The 20,141-nt window shown below is 36.8% G+C and carries 12 protein-coding genes; 9 read left to right on the forward strand and 3 right to left on the reverse strand.

Translation table 11 applies throughout. The annotated features are described in order from the left end of the window. Positions 1-6 precede the first annotated feature (6 nt). From ABVT42_RS20125 to ABVT42_RS20140, 4 genes are all read left to right on the forward strand, one after another. A complete protein-coding gene (locus ABVT42_RS20125) occupies positions 7-486 on the forward strand; it encodes a DUF4426 domain-containing protein (protein WP_353897721.1) in 480 nt (159 codons plus the stop codon). 122 nt (positions 487-608) lie between these two features. Beyond that, entirely contained in the window at positions 609-1,223 is a 615-nt protein-coding gene (gene rdgB, locus ABVT42_RS20130) for an RdgB/HAM1 family non-canonical purine NTP pyrophosphatase (protein ID WP_353897720.1), read from the forward strand. Positions 1,224-1,264: 41 nt separating this feature from the next. Further along, complete coding sequence (gene hemW, locus ABVT42_RS20135; protein WP_353897719.1) at positions 1,265-2,479, forward strand: radical SAM family heme chaperone HemW; 1,215 nt, start codon at positions 1,265-1,267, stop codon at positions 2,477-2,479. A 147-nt stretch (positions 2,480-2,626) separates the two neighbouring features. Beyond that, positions 2,627-5,437 carry a trypsin-like peptidase domain-containing protein gene (locus ABVT42_RS20140; protein WP_353897718.1) on the forward strand — a complete coding sequence of 937 codons (2,811 nt, stop codon included), beginning with the start codon at positions 2,627-2,629 and terminating at the stop codon, positions 5,435-5,437. Between the two features lie 42 nt (positions 5,438-5,479). Here ABVT42_RS20140 and ABVT42_RS20145 read toward each other — a convergent pair whose 3' ends face one another. The 3 genes from ABVT42_RS20145 to ABVT42_RS20155 are packed head-to-tail and all read right to left on the reverse strand — an operon-like array spanning position 5,480 to position 13,236. Then, positions 5,480-6,598, reverse strand: a complete 1,119-nt coding sequence (locus tag ABVT42_RS20145; protein WP_353897717.1) for a response regulator — start codon at positions 6,596-6,598, stop codon at positions 5,480-5,482. Between the two features lie 37 nt (positions 6,599-6,635). Continuing rightward, positions 6,636-7,499: a GGDEF domain-containing response regulator gene (locus ABVT42_RS20150; RefSeq protein ID WP_353897716.1), complete on the reverse strand. Its 864-nt coding sequence runs from the start codon at positions 7,497-7,499 to the stop codon at positions 6,636-6,638. A 10-nt stretch (positions 7,500-7,509) separates the two neighbouring features. Next, a complete protein-coding gene (locus tag ABVT42_RS20155) occupies positions 7,510-13,236 on the reverse strand; it encodes a response regulator (RefSeq protein ID WP_353897715.1) in 5,727 nt (1,908 codons plus the stop codon). 649 nt (positions 13,237-13,885) lie between these two features. On the opposite strand from ABVT42_RS20155, the gene ABVT42_RS20160 reads away from it, so the two are divergent. The 5 genes from ABVT42_RS20160 to ABVT42_RS20180 all read left to right on the forward strand — a co-directional run bounded on the left by ABVT42_RS20160 (position 13,886) and on the right by ABVT42_RS20180 (position 19,596). Further along, positions 13,886-15,937 carry a methyltransferase domain-containing protein gene (locus ABVT42_RS20160; protein ID WP_353897714.1) on the forward strand — a complete coding sequence of 684 codons (2,052 nt, stop codon included), beginning with the start codon at positions 13,886-13,888 and terminating at the stop codon, positions 15,935-15,937. Between the two features lie 198 nt (positions 15,938-16,135). Then, positions 16,136-16,477: a hypothetical protein gene (locus ABVT42_RS20165; RefSeq protein WP_353897713.1), complete on the forward strand. Its 342-nt coding sequence runs from the start codon at positions 16,136-16,138 to the stop codon at positions 16,475-16,477. A 38-nt stretch (positions 16,478-16,515) separates the two neighbouring features. After that, the gene (locus ABVT42_RS20170; protein ID WP_353897712.1) at positions 16,516-17,301 is read left to right on the forward strand and encodes a hypothetical protein; all 786 of its coding nucleotides are present in this window, start codon (positions 16,516-16,518) and stop codon (positions 17,299-17,301) included. Between the two features lie 246 nt (positions 17,302-17,547). Then, positions 17,548-18,735: a hypothetical protein gene (locus ABVT42_RS20175; RefSeq protein WP_353897711.1), complete on the forward strand. Its 1,188-nt coding sequence runs from the start codon at positions 17,548-17,550 to the stop codon at positions 18,733-18,735. 81 nt (positions 18,736-18,816) lie between these two features. Next, positions 18,817-19,596 (forward strand): sulfite exporter TauE/SafE family protein, encoded by a 780-nt coding sequence (locus ABVT42_RS20180; RefSeq protein ID WP_353897710.1) that lies wholly within the window; start codon positions 18,817-18,819, stop codon positions 19,594-19,596. Positions 19,597-20,141 lie beyond the last annotated feature (545 nt).

Here is a 20,141-nt window from a genome sequence, read left to right on the forward strand (position 1 = left end):
AATGTCATGCAAATAAATATCTATACTCTAAAAAGATACGATTTAATGCCTCAACATTGCGTTAAACATTATTTATCATTTCTGTTTGCGCTAACACTTTTGGTTTTTTCACCATTAGCCAGCACAACACCACACACTATTGGCGATATCACAATTCATTATAATGCGTTAAGTTCATCCAATATTCCTCCCGAAGTTGCCAGTCAGTACGGCATTACTCGCAGCCAAAAGACTGGAATTATCAATATCAGTGTGCAAAAAAACGGCAAACCAGTCATTGCTAACATTTTTGGGCACGGAAAAAATCTGGCAGGACAGTTGAAGGAACTGGCTTTTAAAGAAATCAAAGAAGACAATGCTATTTATTATATTGCGGCTTTTAATTTCAGCAATGCAGAAAAGTTGAGCTTTGATCTTCAAGTTCAGCCCGAAAAACAAGGAATACTGATTCCCTTGCAATTTAAACAGCAACTGTTTGCAGATTAATCTTAAATCGCAAATAATATCTTTTTGTTTTGATTATTTTGTATATGCCTGTTTTCAATAGAAGTAATGGCATGTGAGTATTGCTATACTGTCATTAATCTTAAGCTATCACTAAAACTTCAATGCAACGACCCTCTAACATTATTTTAGCCAGCGGCAATCAAAAAAAATTGCGAGAGCTGAGTCAAATACTAAACAAATTTTCCGTTGAATTAGTGGCACAAACTCAGTTTGATATTCCAGAAGCAGTAGAAGATGGGCTGACATTTGTTGAAAATGCGATCAAAAAGGCGCGACATGCCTGTCATCATTTACAGCAACCAGCTATTGCAGATGATTCGGGAATTGAGGTTGACTATCTGAAAGGGGCACCGGGGATTTATTCAGCGCGTTATGCAGGCAAATCAGCCAGTGACCAACAAAACCTGGAAAAACTAATCGAAGCAATGCAAGGCATACCTGATGATCAGCGTACCGCACGCTATCAATGTGTTATTGTTTATATGCAACACGAGTTTGACCCCACACCACTTATTTGTCAGGCTAGCTGGCGAGGACAATTACTTGAAGTGCCAAGAGGTGAAGGGGGTTTTGGATATGATCCATTGTTTTTTTGCCCGCAACTCAACAAAACAGCTGCCGAAATGACACCCGAAGAAAAAGCTTCAGTCAGTCACCGAGGCAAAGCCTTGGCATTATTTCAATCACTTTTCACTGAAATCTACTCTCAAGGTTAGTATTGATATTAACCCTATAAAATTTTCGGTCAGGCTGCTCTATGACAATTAAAGAACTACCACCACTTTCGCTCTATATTCATGTTCCCTGGTGTGTCCAAAAATGTCCTTATTGTGATTTCAATTCACACCAACTCAAAGAACAAATTCCTGAAAAGCAATATATCGATCGTTTGATTCAAGATCTAGAAGAAGAATTACCAAATATTTGGGGGCGATCTTTAGTCAGCATTTTTATTGGCGGTGGCACACCAAGTCTGTTGAGTCCAGAAAGTTTTGATTATTTATTATCAAAAATCAGAGCACTGATTCCTTTTTATTCTGATATGGAAATTACCATGGAGGCCAATCCAGGAACAGTTGAAGCCGATAAGTTTAAAGGATTTTTTGAAGCAGGAATTAATCGTATTTCACTAGGCGTACAAAGCTTTCAAGATAATTTTTTGCACGCATTAGGCCGAATTCACAGTGCCAATGAAGCGATTAAAGCTTTTGAAATTGCAAGAAATGCAGGCTTTAATAATATTAATATTGATTTAATGTTTGGCCTGCCTAAACAATCAATTGAGCAAGCCATGTTTGACTTGCAACAAGCCATCCGTTTAAAGCCAGAGCATCTTTCCTGGTATCAATTAACACTCGAACCTAATACGCTATTTTATCATCAACCACCTTCACTGCCAGATGATGAAGTAATTTGTGATATTTACGAGCAAGGTGTTGAGTGGCTTGCCCAAAATTGCTATCAGCAATATGAAGTTTCGGCATACAGTTATCAAGGAAAATTACCTGCGGTCCATAATTTAAACTATTGGCATTTTGGAGATTATGTTGGTATTGGTGCAGGTGCTCACGGAAAAGTTACTCGTGCAGATGATCAAACCATCACTCGGAAAAGCAAAAGGCGTAATCCTAAAGATTATTTAAATCTTTCGAAATCACTGATTGATAATCGCCGTGTTATTCCGCAAGAAGAATTACCCCTGGAGTTTATGATGAATACTCTGCGGCTGAAATCGGGATTTCCACTTAAATTATTTTTTGAAACCACGGGTATTTTACCTACCTATATTGCGCAGCCATTAGCAGAAGCACAAGAGCAAGAGCTAATTATAATAAAAGACAATCATATAACCCCAACTGAGCAAGGCTTTCGTTTTTTAAACGAATTGCTGGCGATATTTATGCCTGAAAACTTTAATTCTATCGACAATAAAAGTAAGCAGCCCACAATAAAAATAAAAAAACTCGATTAATTTTATGGAGCTGGGTTGAACTTGATTTAGCTAAATATCATTTGGATGCATTATTTTATTGCAACAAAAAGCTGTTCTACATGTAAAAACTAATATGGATATTTAAAACGCATTAATCATTAATAAGATTCTGACCGAGGGAAAAGAATGTACAACCGACTCATATTATTACTCTTTTTTTATATCACTTTACCAGCAGCGATTGCCAGTGAATCCTCGCAATGGAACAAAACCATCGCCAATATTTCTGACTCAGTTGTCAGTATACGTGTCAATGTCGTCAGAACATTTGATACTGAAAGCAGTAAAACCACTCAAGCAACCGGATTTGTTGTTGATGCCAAACGCGGTATTATTTTAACCAACAGACACGTAGTAAACCCTGGCCCCATCACCGCAGAAGCCATTTTTGCCAACAATGAAGAAATTGATTTAACACCTATTTACCGCGATCCGGTACATGATTTTGGTTTTTTTCAATATAATCCGCAGGATTTACAGTTTATTCAACCTAAATCTCTAAAACTGGCCAAAGATGGAGCGAAAATTGGTGTAGATATTAAAGTTATTGGTAATGATTCGGGTGAACATATGTCTATTTTATCAGGGACACTTGCCCGCCTCGACAGACCAGCACCTCAGTATCGTCGTGGTGGATATAACGACTTTAATACTTTTTATTTTCAATCCTCGGCAGATACCTCAGGAGGCTCATCAGGTTCACCGGTAATTGACATTCAAGGTCAAGTTATTGCACTCAATGCAGGGGGAAATCACCACAGCTCTTCCAGTTTTTTTCTGCCACTTTATAAAGTAACCCAAGCCTTGAAGGCAATACAAAATGCACAACCAGTCAGCCGTGGTACAATATTTACCACACTGACTTATCAACCTTATGATGAAGCCAGACGGCTTGGTCTTTCGCAAAAGCATGAGGCCTTATTTCGAAAAAAAAATCCAGTCAATGGCGTATTGGTTATAGAGCGCTTATTAGCACAAAGTCCCGCAGCACAAAACCTTAAAATAGGCGACATCATCTTATCGGCCAGGGTTAATAATCAAACCATTGAATATACGGGACGATTCGATGCATTTGAACTTTTTTTAGATCAACATGTTGCACAAAATATCACACTGACAGTTTCTCGATTTGGACAAGAAATTAACGTTGAAATACCAATTGCTGACTTACATAAAGCAACTCCCCGTCAGTATGTTCAAGTCGCAGGCGGAATATTTAATAACTTTTCTTATCAGCTTGCACGTCAAACTAATCTGCCTATTGAAGGCGTTTACATTGCTTCGCCTGGCTATATGTTTTCTAAAGCAGGTATAAATAGAGGGAATGTTATTCAAGCAATTAATCAGCAACCAATAAAACATCTCGATGATTTTATTCAAGCATTGTCAACACTCAAACAGAACGAATATTTTAGTATTAAATATGTCAGTATTGGTTTACCTAATCAACAGCAGCTAGCCAATATTGAATTTCAAACCCGTTGGCATTTATCACAAAGTTGCCAACAAAATTTGCTACAACATCGCTGGACCTGTCAACAACTGAACTGGCATACGCAATCACAATCCAGTGAGCCAACTCAGGTTAAATTAACCCAATATAACAACCAATATACGGCTAAAATTGCCAACTCATTAGTTATGGTTCAGTCAACTTTACCTTATCATATTGACGGTCAAAACTTTCAAAGCTATTCAGGAACAGGCCTAATTCTGGATGCTAAACAAGGCCTTGTATTAGCCGACAGAAACACCGTACCTATAAAAATGTTGGACGTCAGCCTGACCATATCTGGAGTCACTGAAATTCCAGCCAATGTTCTGTTTGTTCACCCGATTCACAGTTTTGTTTTGTTACAGTATGACCCCTCGCTGCTACCCAATACACCACTAAAATCAGCGCGTCTTTCAGAGGAAAAATTATCTGAAGGTGATACGGTATGGTTAGTCGGCTATCAAACGGCCAGCCGAATCATTGGCGAGCCGGTTTTAGTTTCGTCTGTTGAAGCGCTTAAGCTACCAATGCCTGATGTTCCTCAATTTCGCGATGCCAATTCTGATGCCATTGTCATTGATCAGCCGCCGGCTGTTGCCAGCGGAGTGCTGATAGACAGTAAAGGGATAGTTCGCAGTTGGTGGACAAACTTTACCTTGGATAGCAGTGGCAATCAAACAATTGACCGTGGACTCCCAGTTGACGAAATAATACGAATTCGAAATCAGTGGCAAAAACAACAAAGCATCGTTGTTAACTCTTTAGAAATTGAAGCACTACCAATCAGTATTGCACAAGCAAAAAATTATGGATTATCAAATGACTGGATGAAAGCAATTCAAAATGCAGCACATAAACCTCAAGTATTAAAAGTCTACACCCGCACAGTAGGCACCGATGCTTTTAATAAAATTCAAAATGGTGATTTGCTACTGGCGATTGATCAACAAATTATTCGTAACTATCAAGATCTCCATCAGCGGTCTCAAGCCACAGAAGTCATGGTGACAGTTTGGCGCGATAAAAAAGCAATAAACATTCCACTAAAAACCCATCAACTAAACCAACTCGATACAAATGAAATTTATTTATGGGGCGGCGCAATTTTACAAAAACCACATCGTGCATTAGCGGTACAAATGGGCATTGAAGCACAGGGTGTTTATGTTTCTTGGTATTGGTATGGCTCACCAGCGAATCGTTATCACTTGACACCGTTACACCGCATTATTGGTCTGGAAGATTATAAAATAGAAAGTCTGGAACAATTTATTCGTTTGACTAAAGAGTTTCGTAATAAAAAGTATCTAAGATTGCGGCTCATGGATCTAAGTAAGCGTGAGTCCGTCATTACATTAAAACCAGACCATCAATACTGGCCAACACAAAAAATATTCTGGGATGAGAAAAATAGTCAATGGAGAAATCAATTGCTCGATTAAATTGCAAGTCAACCAGCTTAGAATAAAACACTCGAAGAAGAACTACTGTTCTTCTTCGAGGAGTTGATAAAGTGCCTCTAAGATAACACCAAGTTCATTATCCAACTGTTCATTTTGCGCATTATTATCATTTAATCGTCTTGAGGTTTTATCAGCTAATGCCATCAACTTTCGTTCTTGATCGTCATCTAACCCAAGACTAAACAACATGCGTTCTAATTCATTCAACATAGATTCTATCGTCTGACTGACCGTCGACGCATAATCTCGCACTTTACCACTGGTAAGCTTAATCTGTTTTTCAGCCAACTCAATGACATCGTTAATAATTTTTTTACGCTGTCCAATCATTGCGCTTTCAGCTAGTAATGTTGCCAAGCGTCCATCGGCAATATCTGTCAAAACTACAAAATGATCTTTTAATCGACCACTTCGGCTGACATCTTCAATTGGCATATTTTTCAATAACAAAACAATATTATTACTTTTAACAAGGACTCTAATACCCAGCTGAGTTACTCGTTCAGAACTATGAATAAATTTTTTCAGTAACATGGCTTCAAGGCTTTTCACTTCACAACCAATATAAATGGGTTTATCAGCAGAGATTAAAGCACAAATAGTTAATCCGAAATCTTCTGCAATGGTTTGTACAGCATCAGCAACCTGTTTGGCAGAACTCAATCCTTGAACAGTTTTAACAAACTGAATAATTTGGCCTAATTCACTACTCGAAGTCATGGCTTCCATAGCCACATTCATTGCACTGGCAGCTTCGTTTTTCGCCTTTAGCATCTCGGCATGTCTTTCTGCATAAGCAGCAACCTTATCAATTAACTCTTTACCATCGATAGGTTTAATTAAGTAGTCATCAGCACCCGCTTCAAAACCAGCTAATCGCTCTTCGGGGCTATCAAGTGCAGAGACAAAAATAACCGGAATGTTTTTAGTTTCGGTTTTCTCTTTCAATTTCAAACAAACATCATAACCACTAAGCCCAGGCATATTTACATCGAGTAAAATAATATCGGGATTGACTTCGTTCACCATTTCCAGACAGACTTCACCAGATTCGGCCTCAAAAATATCATACTTATCTTCAAGTAACGTTTTAATTAAAACCCGATTATATTCGACATCGTCAACTATCAATACATGCATCTTAAAACTCTTTCTAAATTAGTTAATTAGTTTCAACTTAATCATGCAAACTATGACTGCTATCTTTAAGTGCTTTACTTGCTTTTTTTAAAGCTTGTTCGAAACTGCTGGAATTAAGATTAATTTGAGCAACACCAACGCTAACTGTAATATCCAAACCACCAGGTGTTGCCGCAGCAACAGATTGGCGAATATTTTCAGCTTTATCACTGGCCATTTGCAGATTGCACTCTTCTACCAAAATAATAAATTCTTCACCAGTGTACCTCGCTGCAATATCCTCCTTTCCACAATGCTGGGTTAATATAGAAGCAACATTCTTAATCACATTATCTCCAACGGTTAATCCATATTGCTCGTTAATTTGATTAAAATCATCAATATCTATAATTATAATACTCAAATCCCGCTCATGCTGAATAGATCGAGCAAGTTTTTTATAAGCCAACTTCAGGAAGTATTGTCGATTATATAAGCGGGTCAACTGATCCCGATTAATCATGTAGCTGAGCTCGTCTTTCTGTAATTTTAGAATAATATGTGTAGCGACTCTTGCTTTGACAATCGCAGGATGAATGGGTTTGGTAATATAGTCAACCGCGCCAATTTTAAAACCTTTCTCTTCATCTCGATTTTCGCTCTTTGCGGTTACAAAAATTACCGGAATATTAGCGGTTTCAACACTTTGTTTTAATCGACGACAGACCTCATGACCATTTAACTCAGGCATTTCTATATCAAGCAATATCAAATCAGGCTTATCATTGCTATTAGCGATAGATAAGCATTTATATCCATCGGTTGCGACTTTAATTCTATACTGGTCACTCAAACAATCTGCCAGAATTTTTATATTGGCAGGCATATCATCAACCAGTAGAACAATCGGCTTTCTATCCATAATAAATCACTTAATTGACACCCGAAACAGAATTAGAGTGAAGCGTAATAATTTGTTGAATAATATCGATAGCATTTTCATGCTCAAAATTTTCGATACATTTAACCAGCTTATCCATCATTAATTGAATTTGAGAGTCTTCAACGTTACCATTTAAACTTTCAGTCTCACTATCTTCAATATAGTCACCATTAAGCAGTTTTTTCTCTAAATTTTGTAAGGCGGGTATTAGTTCTGCCAGCGTTATCTTTGTATCGTTTTGATTACTTTTATATTTTTCTAATTCTTGGTTAAATAAATTTTCTAATGCATGATACTCTTTTTTAAGTAAAACAAAGTTAGCGACGATTGAATCAAGATCCTCTTCTTTGGCTAGCATCTCAATTTTTCTTGCTTCGGCTTCAAATTTAATTCCACCGACATTTCCCGCAACACCTTTGATGGCGTGCGCTACTCGACCGGCTTTATAAATTTCTTCTTGAACAATCAGTAATTCCAGTTCATTAATGCGCTTTGGAATATCTGATAAAAATAGCCGCATTAACTGATACATTAGTTTTTCTTTTCCCATCAACCGTTTTATTACATTTTCTTTTTCCCAAATCTGTGAATTAGATTGTTCTGCTACATCATCTAAGACTATGGGAGCTTTTAATACTCGTTGTTTTTCTTCGGCATCAATTGATGGACTAAAGTATCGACTGATCGTACTTAAAATATGTTCTGCATCAACTGGTTTTGCAATGTAATCGTTCATTCCAGCCCCAATACATTTCTCACGATCACCTTTCATCGCATTTGCAGTCATAGCAATAATAATAATCTCCTTATAGCGCTCTCCAGCTTTTCCCTGACGAATTTTTCGAGTCGCTTCATAGCCATCCATAACAGGCATTTGACAATCCATTAAGATCAACGAAAAGGGTTTGTCACTAGGGTGATTTTTTAATAAATGAATCGCTTCTTTACCATTCATTGCAATTGTTGCTTGGAGGTTAAATTCTTTTAACATGCCTGCTGCGACTTCTTGGTTGACATAATTGTCTTCAACCAATAAAACATTGAGCGCTTCGGGCCATTTTAGTGATAGTTGGGATTGCTCATTTTTTTGCATTGCACCGGATTCGTATTGTCTAATTGATTGTAAATAATGATGCGTCACTAATGGTGACGCTTGAGTTAAAATATCGCCACCACTAACAACAATTTTAATTGCATCTAATAAATCAGCAGTAGTCGCAGGTTTTGGAAAATAAGCACTGAATCCTAGCTTAGCAAAATAACGAGCATCGCCACGACTCGACATAGAGGTCATCATTACCAGTTTAATCGAACTAAAACGTTTATCTAGCTGCAAGCATTTTCCTAATTCAGCACCACTCATATCCGACATATGCATATCTAATAGTGCAACATCAAATATTTTCTTAGTGGATGAACAATAGTGCTCTTCGCATAATTCCATTGCGCGCGCGCCACTTTCTGCTTCAATCACATTCGCCCCCCAGTGAGATAATTGCTCGCAAAGTACAGAGCGATTAGTGTCATTATCATCAACAACAAGCACTAAACATTCATTTAATGCAACATCAGGCATGACTTTTTTCGATAAGTTACTAGGTAACAACTGAATATGAAATTTAAACTGACTCCCTTCATTGACTTTGCTGGAAACTTCAATATCGCCATGCATTAACTTACACAACTGCCTGACAATAGCTAAACCTAATCCTGTACCGCCGTATTTTCTGCTCATTGATGCATCGGCCTGCTTAAAGGCATCAAATAATTTTTCTTGATTTTTTTCTGAGATACCAATTCCAGTATCAGAAACTAAGCAAGTTAAAGTTAAATACTCATCATCACTTTTTTCCAACGAAGCACGAATTAAAATTTCTCCCGAATCAGTAAATTTAATCGCATTGCCTACCAGATTTGTTAGAATTTGTCTGATTCGGCCAGGGTCACCTTTTATCATTGACTCTTCAACTTGCGTGATATCTAATATAATTTCTAATCCTTTTTGCTGTGCTTTCAGCGCCATCCCTTCCGTAAAATCCCCCATCATAGTACGTAAATCAAAATCAATAATTTCTAAATCAAGTTTTCCTGCTTCAACTTTTGAAAAATCGAGAATATCATTAATTAAGGTTAATAATGACTGCGCATTAGACTGAACCAAATCAGCTTTTCGTCGTTGATCTTCATTCAATGGTGTTTTAAGCAACAAACCAATCATTCCGAGTACGCCATTCATTGGTGTTCGAATTTCATGACTCATATTAGCTAAAAATTCACTCTTTAGTCGACTAGACTCTTCAGCCGCCTCTCGCGCAAACTCTATTTGCTGACTTACTTCCTGATTTAAAAATTCACTCGAAATCAACTCTGCTATTTCTTTAAGAAATGCAATTCGTTCAGGCGAATCATCAGGATTTTTATTGGTGAATAAAAAAATTATTCCGATGAGATTATGAATCGAACTGGACTTATTAAGAATCGGAATAATGTAGGTTCCACAATCGGCCAGATTAGCAGCAATCTCAATCAGAGAAGCTTCTGCGGCGTTGTGTCGAATCACCGTAACATCAGTTGACTCAATACTGTATTGGCAATAATTTTTAATGAAATTTTGCATGTTTTTTTCATTTAAAAAATCTTCACTAAGCTCGCCGTAATGACAAGCTAATTCCAACTTATTGGTATCTTTTTGCATCAATAAAACACCCCCCATTGAACAATCAACAACATCTCTTAATGCTGACACATTCGCAACGGCATACTTTAATTTATCAACTAGAGGCAACATTGAGCTCATAATGGAAATCAAATTAATTTTAATTTGTGCATTTTCAAGGTGGATATCTCTCGCTCGTTCAGACTTAACTTTTTCAGTAACATCGCGAAATGAGTGTAGTAAATAGCGCTTTCCCTGTTGTAAATTCATCAGCATGGTAAAGTGCTCAAACACGCGGTCATCTTCCAATTCAATTACAGTTAAGTTACTTTTGTCGCCCTGCTCTTCTATCAGTGACAGTTTTTCTTTGATGCGCGCGGGATGACGAAGTTGTTTGCTAATATATTTAACCAGTGAGTTGACATCTCTAAAAATAAAAGTGTCTGCATCAATATGCCAAAGTTCATTAAATCGAGAGTTACACAATACAATTTTTCCATCAAAAGTGGTAACTAAAATACCATTATCAATTGATTCAAGAATCGCATTTTGAGTAATCAAATTTTGTTCTATTTTTTGTTCTACTTTTTTCTTTTCGGTAATATCATCCCTTATGGCAATGTAGCTTTCAGGCTTTCCATCTTGCATAAAAGGCACTATTGTTGTACTTACCCAATAAATTTCACCTGACTTGGATTTGTTACAAATATCATCTTGCCACACTTGACCACTACTGATTGTTTTGTACATGTTACGAAAGAATTCGGTGGTATGATATCCTGAATTAATAATGCGATGATTTTTACCAATCAGTTCATCAATGGTATATCCGCTAATATCTGCAAACCGCTGGTTGGCAAATGTAATATTGCCTTTAATATCGGTAATTGCAACAATTGCATGTTGATCCAGTGCAAATTTTTGCTCATTTAGTTCTTTTTCTTTAATTTGCTGCAAAACAATCATATTGTAAAACTTGCGGGCAAGCACACCGACTTCATCCGACGCTTCAATCGGTAACTCCGCCAAAGTACTCTGATAATTTTTTGCTTCCATCGCATTCAGCATTTGCGTAATTGAACCAATCAAGCGACGCGAAGCAACAATTGACAGTGTCAAGGCAATAATCGCCAACCCAAAACCTAGCAACAGGCTGCGATTTCTAAAATTTTCAATTTGGTTATTAAAAATTTCTTCATCCTTGGTTAACAACATTCTCAATTTTCTTTGTGTGCCAATTTTATCCAGACTTAGCAAACTGTAAAAACCTACCGATGACTTTCCACTTTCGTTAAATATGTTTTCTGTATTCTTGTTAGTCTGCTGATTATCAATTGATAAAAAATACTGTTTACTACTGCTGTTAAAAACCGTTTTAATTTGAGGGAACTCTTCTTGTATTTTAAAGTCGGTCGAAAACTCAAATCCATATTGTTTTTCATTATCTGGGTGAACCAGGTAATCGCCTTCTTCATTAGCAACATAAAATTTTATATCGGGAGAAATTCGTTTTTTAAGTTCTTCAATAATATCCTTAAAGTTTGCATTAATGATAACAACACCGAATAGACTACCATCAGAGGGACTATAAATAGGGGTTGATACTCGAATAACTGGAAGAACCGGTATGGCTATCTTATTATTTTCTCGGTTTAATGAAATTTTTGAAAAATAAACTTCGCCACTCAAACGACGCTTATTTTCTAGCATGTATTCTTTACCGGCATAGCTTTGCATTTGACTTGGTGGCATCACTTTTACACGGCCAAATATTTTTTTAACACTAACTAGCGCTTTACCACTATTCGAATAGCCAATATACCGAATTTTTAGGTAACGAGATTTGCTGCGTAGTTTTTCGCTAAATATCGTATTTAACCTTGCTGTCCAAAGTTGGTAATTCTTGTCATCACCCTTTTCAATAGACTCTATAATGCCGTTAATTGGTGGCGTATTACTTAAAAACTGCAAATCTTTAGCTGCATTAACATAAAGCTCTTCTAAATAGGGAGCAATAATTCGACTTTCAACTTCTAGCGTTTCAATTTGCTGCTTTCGCGCCATGCCCTGCCCATCGAGATAGAAAGAAATACCAACAACACAAGTAATCAATAATGACAAAATAAAGGTGATGCCGGGCATATAAATCGCTTGCGGTATCTTAGCCTGACCTATTAGCAAGGTACCTTCTACAGGTTTGTTCTTTTTGGCTTCCGCTTTATTTTTAGCTAATGTATTTTTTATATAGGCAGGTGTCTGGATGACAATCAAATCCAGGGTAATACCAATTAGTAAAATAAAGTAGCTTAGTATTTTTAAACCATGAGCGATATTGAAATGATTATCAAATAAACTGGTAGAGCCAAAAGCCATATGTATTTGAGTTGCAACAGCAGGAATCAAGCTCAAAAAAAGGGCAAAACGAAATACACTGGGTGATTGCTTAAACCAAATATAAGCTAATAGGCTACAGAAGATAAACAATGCTAACGAAACAATGTCATATGGTCTGACAATAAAAGCCTCAGGATGCATTGTTTTGGGCAAACTATCACTTATGACCGCCATATCAACCGAAAGAATTGTCAAAGACAAAAATAAAATTGCAATACCAATTAAAAGGCGCAACTCACTTTTTGAAAATAATCGGTTAACCTTACTTTGCTTAATAAATGAGAGATTAATAATTATGCCTAGAATACAAATTCCTGCATTGAATATTCGAGAAAGCGCCCAGGAGAAAGGTATAAAATCTTCATGAGGAGAATTGGCATTAATGATTTGATTTTCAGCTAAAATATGAAAGCTATCAACAATTGCCACACAAAGCAGCGCAATACCAATAATAGGAACAACTAGGTCTTTTTTTATATAAAAATGAATAAAAGATAAGATTGCCGCAATAATGGTAATGCTAATAGCACACCATTCAAGTAGTGCGTGAAACAGACTACCTTGAATTGCATTATTGATTTGGGTATTACTAAGATTACTCAGAGTTAAACTATCAGCATTAGCCATTGAACCAACAGAGGAAAAATCAACGCCAATCAGGTTCATTAAGCTTGGGAGCAGGCATACCAAAAGGATGGCATAGATTATCTGCCTGTTTATTCCTGACAGGTAATTTACTGGTAACGACCCCAACTTTAACAAACCTCAACAAATAGTCTTTCTGAATAACTATAGTTAATGAATGATAATTTTGCCGTACGTTATTAATCTTAACAGAGACATTTTCAATTAGTCATTAGCAACACTTTGAATATTCTTTCAGGCTATATTTAATGAGTTATTTATTGCCATTATTGCTAAACAAGCGAACATTCTTTTTTGAGATTAAAACAAATGATACTCACAATTTGGCTTACTCTCATAATAAATTTGGTTAACCCTAAAAAACTGCTCTATTATTAACTGCAATATAAACGAGACTTTTAATGCTAATATCGTGTTGCACTTAGGTCACGTTACTCCAACACTCTATTACTATAAAATAACAACATTCTGTCGTATCGACAGCTTGGAGATTAGTAAAGGACAGACATAGTCCCAATACTGACGATGATGTCTTAGGCCTTAGATTTAGCCAATGACTTGGACCAATAACTACTGCCAACTTATCGCTATGAACATAACAATGTTATGAACAAACAATGAGATTGTCGGCGCAAGATACAATTTAAATATTCAAAAACGAAAAACCTAAATGACAGTCAACAAACAATATTCAGATTTATTAAACAACCTTTCGAAAAATAATTGGTTTGCAGACAATCAATTTCAACAAGTTCGCTCATTGATACAGTGCGGCAATATCACCCAAGCGAAAAGTTACCTCAAAAAACTTTCAACCAATCAACAATCTTTGCCTGCTAATATTTTTTTAAAAGCACTATTAGACTATTCTTCTCAGCAATATCTTCGAGCAATAGGTCAACTTGAGTCATTGATTCAAGTTGACCCTGATAATTGTGAAATTCGAGCAATACTTGCAGACAGTTTTAGAAAAGCCGGCTTATATGATAAAGCTATCCCACACTACAATATTCTGCTCAATCATCAGTACAACGAACAACAGGTTAAAGTCAATCTGTTTAACTGCTTATTCTATGCTAAACCATTAAAATACAGTTTATCTCTAGAGCAGGATGCACTTTGCTATTTCACTTTTGAAGGCGTTAACCATCATGACCTTTGCGGATTTGTCAGCGAATTAATTCAGCTTAAATATGCGTTAAAGGACGGCAACGAGACGCTTTCACTCATTCAAATAGCTAAAGATAATTTGTTAAAAAAAGCGTTAATTCAGATTAATTTAACAAATGAATATTTAGAAATGTTTTTAACTGGTATTCGTTTCACATTGCTTAAAGAAATTCTAACCAATGATAATATTGATATTCAACTTATCGATTTAGCAATATGTTTGGCTATACAGCTATTTAATAATGAGTACATTTATCAAACCGATCCGGAAGAAGACAGACTGGTGAATGAACTAATAACAATACTAAATAACACTTTAATCAACAATTCATCAATAATAAATTCAGCTAGCTTTGATTCTACCCAATTAATGAACAATATTATGCTGCCATTGATTGTACTAGCTATGTATCGTCCTTTGCACTTGCTTCAATCGGCATCACAATTATTAGAGATACCCGATGAGCGTTGGCCACCTATGTTAAAGTTGTTAGTTTCACAACAATTGATTAATCCGTTTGAAGAACAACAACTAAGAAATACCATAAAATCAATCGATACAGGTGAAACTCGAATTCCAAATGAACGCAATTTATCGAGAAGTAGTTCTATTGATACTACATCATTCGATCAGATCGCAATTGATCAAATATCTGCGATGGTAAAAGATCAGTACGAAGCTAATCCTTATCCTCGCTGGCAAACCGCTAGTGTCAATCAATCAGCGAGCTATGCTGAATTTATACGGCAACAAATACCTGAGTTTATTGCTCCCGCTTATTTTGCACAATCAGAATTACGAATGTTAATTGCTGGATGTGGCACAGGTAAACAAGTTGTCGAACTCGCAAAAACCTATCCAACTTATAAGATATTAGCTATCGATTTAAGCTTAGCAAGTTTGTCCTTTGCTAAACGCAAAGCGCTGGAATACGGCATTACCAATGTCGAATTTATGCAGGCAGATATTTTAAATTTATCATCATTAAATCTGAAGTTTGCCATTATTGAATGCATAGGCGTGCTTCACCACATGCAATCTCCGCTAGAAGGCTGGAAGCAACTTAAAAAATTATTACTACCGGGCGGCATAATGAAAATAGCGCTATATAGCAAGTTAGCTCGTAAGTCCATCAATCAAGTTAGAGCGATTATGCGTCGGTCAAACAAACATGTAGAAACCAATGATCCACTATTTATCAAGCAATTTAGACAGTCAGTTATGCTTGGTGAGTATGGCGATACCGTTAAGAATTTAGCGCTGGGTTCGAGAGATTTTTTTAGCATCAGTGGTTGCAGAGATCTATTTTTGCATACTCATGAAATACAATTTGATTGTCTAGAAATAGCCAATCATTTAGAAGAACTGGAATTAAAATTCTTGGGCTTTTGCTATCTACCAGCAGATATTTTTTTCAGTTATTCAAAAATTCAAAAGTCCTCTAAAAATTCGAAGCTACGTTTAGACAACTTATATATTTGGCATAAAGCGGAACAAAAACACCCCGAAGCATTTTCTAGAATGTATCAATTTTGGTGCCAGTCACTATAATAATTTCTTGCCAACACTTATTCTTTCAGTTTTCAAGTTTACAAGTCGTTGGCAAAAATTGAAAAAACACCTTCCTCTTATCTTTATTTTTTACCCTTTATCTAAGCAAATATTCTTTATTCAAACTAACTGCGGATAATATCTAACTTACAATTTCATATTGACATCATATCAATTCAACTTAACCGCTTAAAAATTTTGGAAGGCCTATTATGTTACCCCCCTGCGACTTCACGTAATAAGTTTTACCCGCTCATCACCACCAACCGATTACTTTTTATCTTACTTTTTATTTTAGCTTGCGGTAGTGGAGCAACATCCTCTCAAGCAGAGTTTATTGAAGAAATACCTAGCTCTGAAATTTCAGAAAACACACCACCAACAGCTCACTTTACGATTCAAAATTCAGCCAAGCCAGGTCAGGTCATATTGCTTGATGCATCCACTAGTTCAGATGCAGAAAATGATCCACTCACTTATCATTGGGAATTGACAACACCAGCAAGTTCATCTAGTGAGTTACTAACCACTACGAAGTAAAATCTGAGTTTTTGCCAGATATCGCTGGCATCTATCAAGTGAAATTAACTGTTAACGATGGACACGACAATAGCACGCCACTCATTCAAACTGTTGAAGTTTACCCAATTATGGGAAAACAACTGTTCACCTTTAATAATTTGTCTAATAGTGAACAAACCAATATTCCTTTTACTTTTGCAAGTGTGTTTAAAAAAGGTGGAGTGCTTCAGGAACAGTCATTAAGCCTTAAACTGGCCAATGAACAAATCATTCCTTTGCAAACCAATATTAAAGCGCTTCATAATGACAATCACAGTATTCACCACGCAATCTTTTCTGGATTTTTTCCAAAAATGTCAGCCTTAGAAACGATAAATGCAGAGATTGTCGCAAGTACTCAATCCTCACAACCAGAAGTTCAATACAATAAAGGCAATCTATCATCAAACCCAAATTTCCCCATTGATCTAGCCTCTCTTATCGACAGTCATTGGAATTTAACAATTGATATTACATTACAAGATGTTACTTATCATGTGAATGCCAAGACGCTATTGCTAAATCAGCCATCGACTCATTGGTTACAAGGAGAAGTGGTCAACGAATGGATAGTAGCCGGTCATTTTGTCAATCCTAATAACGAAATACATCCTCATTTATTGGCGCAACTGGCTATTCGAGTCTATGGAAATCTCGATCATATTCGCACCAGTTTCACTATTGAAAATGGCAGTGCTTATACGGCTTCACCAAAAAATTTAACTTACGATATTAGCGTTAAGCAAAACAATGACATTATTTATTCTCAAAATGCACTTAACCATTTGAGAAATACTCGCTGACGAAGATTAGTCTGGGCACAAGGAGAACCATCACTACATATTGAACATGACCCGACTTACTTAATTGCAACCAGCGCAGTACCTAATTATGATCCATCACTAATTCACCAGATATCACCAACTGTCCTCAATCAATATCAACTCGATTAGAAAGATGAAGAAATTACCATAGAAGTTAGTGACGATGGTTATCATTTACCACCAGGGAGTGGAGGTACGCCTTTTACCTACAATAAAATCGGACCGATGGGAATTGGTTTTGCAAACCCCGCTATGGGAACTACTGGCGCTCGCCCCGATATTGGCCCGCTACCAAGGTGGACAACAATATACCTGCTTTCACAAAAAGAAATCGCCAAAAAAGTTATGCTCGAGATGGGCGATCTTGCTGGTAGCTTGCCTATTCACTATCGTGACCTTGACTCTCTTTTACCCTTATCAATCGACGATTATCCTTATGCCTCATCTCATCCGAATCGTTCAATCAGTAAAAATCCACTGACCAACCAATATGAACAAGTGGCTCAATGTGAATCAACTCTACTAGCTGATTGCCTATTACCCTACAGACCAGATACGGCCCATCAGCCATCACTAGCTTATTTGCCTTACGTGGTTACTGGTGATTATTTTTATCTCGAAGAACTTCATTTTTGGGTTAGCTATAATTTTCTTTCAATGAACCCGCATTATCGACAAACCAGTCAGGGCTGGTTCGAAAAAGATCAACAAGATCGTGCTCAAGCATGGTCACCGCGAACACTGGCACAGGCAGCATTTATAACACCCGACTTACATCCTCAAAAATTATATTTGAATGAAAAATTATCGAATAATATTACTCGCTATCAACAAAAATATTTGATTAGTCCGCCCAATAAATATGGAGCTTTAATTCCCAATTACAGCTACCCAACTCATTCACCCTGGATGGATGATTTCTTTACCTGGTCGATTGGGCATCTGGTTGAACTCGACTTCTCTCAAGCTTTGTCACTATTAGAATATAAAGCAAAATTCCCAGTACAGCGCATGGGGTTTGGCATAGAGGGTGGTTCAGGATATTGCTGGATTTTCAGCCCCGCGTATCATATTTTAGTTGCGCCATCAGCCAACGATGTGATGTTCTCCACTATCGCAGAAGTTTATAACAATACCAACGGCCAAGATATTCCCTATGGGGGAGGTTTCTTCGATTATAATTTACCGTGTGGCAGTGTTGAACAGGCCGAAGCAATAGGACTGCAAAAAGGAGAAAAGATCGGTTATTCATCATCGCCTGTTGGATATCCATCGAACCTACAAATTGCATTAGCTGTAGCAAAAGATTCAGGTATCTCAGGAAGTGCTGATGCCTGGAAAAGATTTATCAATCGTTCGGTAAAGCTAGACTATTCCTATTATCCTATTTATGAGATAGTTCCAAGAAATTAAGAATTTTATTTGGGGTAATATAAACAAGTTAAGCAGTTTAGTGATAATATTAAATCTTCCTAACTGATTATAAATTACCCCGTGTTAATACTACTCGCAGTCGTTGCCTTACTGGCTTCATTTTTAACTTTTTTTTCTGGGTTTGGACTAGGCACTTTATTAAGCCCGGCTTTTGCCCTCTTTTTCCCAGTTCAAATTGCCATTGCTTGCACAGCTATAGTTCACCTTGCCAATAATCTGTTTAAACTACTTCTTGTATTTCGCCATGTTCGCTGGAATCTATTTGTTTTATTCGCCATTCCTGCAGCAATAGCTGCCTCACTCGGTGCCTGGATACTGTTATCTCTAGGTACGCTGCCAACGCTGCTCAGCTATTCATTTTGGGGAATTTACTTTATCGTAACCCCAATAAAATTAATTATCGGTAGTTTGTTCATTCTTTTTGCTTACTTAGAACTGACTAATAAACTCAAAAATATGCAGTTTGCTACCAAATATTTACCTTTAGGTGGGATTATTTCAGGTTTCTTTGGTGGACTTTCAGGTAATCAAGGCGCTTTTAGGAGCGCATTTCTAATGAAATTCAATTTAGATAAACAAGCTTTCATTGCCACCGGTGTTATTTCTGCATGTATTATCGATATCTTTCGTTCTGCAATTTATTTTTCAACAATTAACTTCAAGCAGCTTTCACAATACGATTCACTAGAGTTCGCAATCTATATTGCTATATGCTCTGCATTTGGTGGCGCACTCATTGGAAAATCTTTGTTAACCAAAATTACGATGAAAGGGATTCAGCTCACTGTTTCAATTATGATGATGTCAATTGGCTTTGCTTTGATGACAGGCTTACTTTAAATTCATTTTACCGAAGATATAAAGTTTTTCGAAATGCCAATAACGATGATAGAAACAAACCTTCTGATTTACTATGTCTGTGTAAGCAAGCGTTATTCTTGCCAAGAAATCAAAGGAGATTTAGTAAGGAGCTTGGCTAAGGAAAACTAGTCGTTTTAATATTCATTAGAATGAGAGCATCTTTGAAAGTACATTTTAAATAAACCAGCTCTAATAAAACATCCCGATACTAAAAACACATCAAGTCAAAGCGGTTAGCCACTCTTACTTTCGCTACCTTCCTGTCTCTCCCATATGAGCAAGCGCAGTAGACTCCGAAAGCCAAATCGCATTCGGGGTAAAAATATCAAGGATAATGCTCGCCAGCGTAAAGCTCTGGCTCAGAAACACCAAGCAAAAACCTTAGCAGCTTAAAACAGTGTATAGAAGTAAGGTTGGGTGCTCAATAACAACCAGTAAGTTCAGACAGGATACTTGACGATTTAACAGCCTAACGCCATCTCACCAAAGCACTTTTTTATTGATATAAAAAAACCCGTCCATTG

This window comes from Aliikangiella maris, assembly GCF_040719265.1.
Taxonomy (GTDB): Bacteria; Pseudomonadota; Gammaproteobacteria; order Enterobacterales; family Kangiellaceae; genus Aliikangiella; species Aliikangiella maris.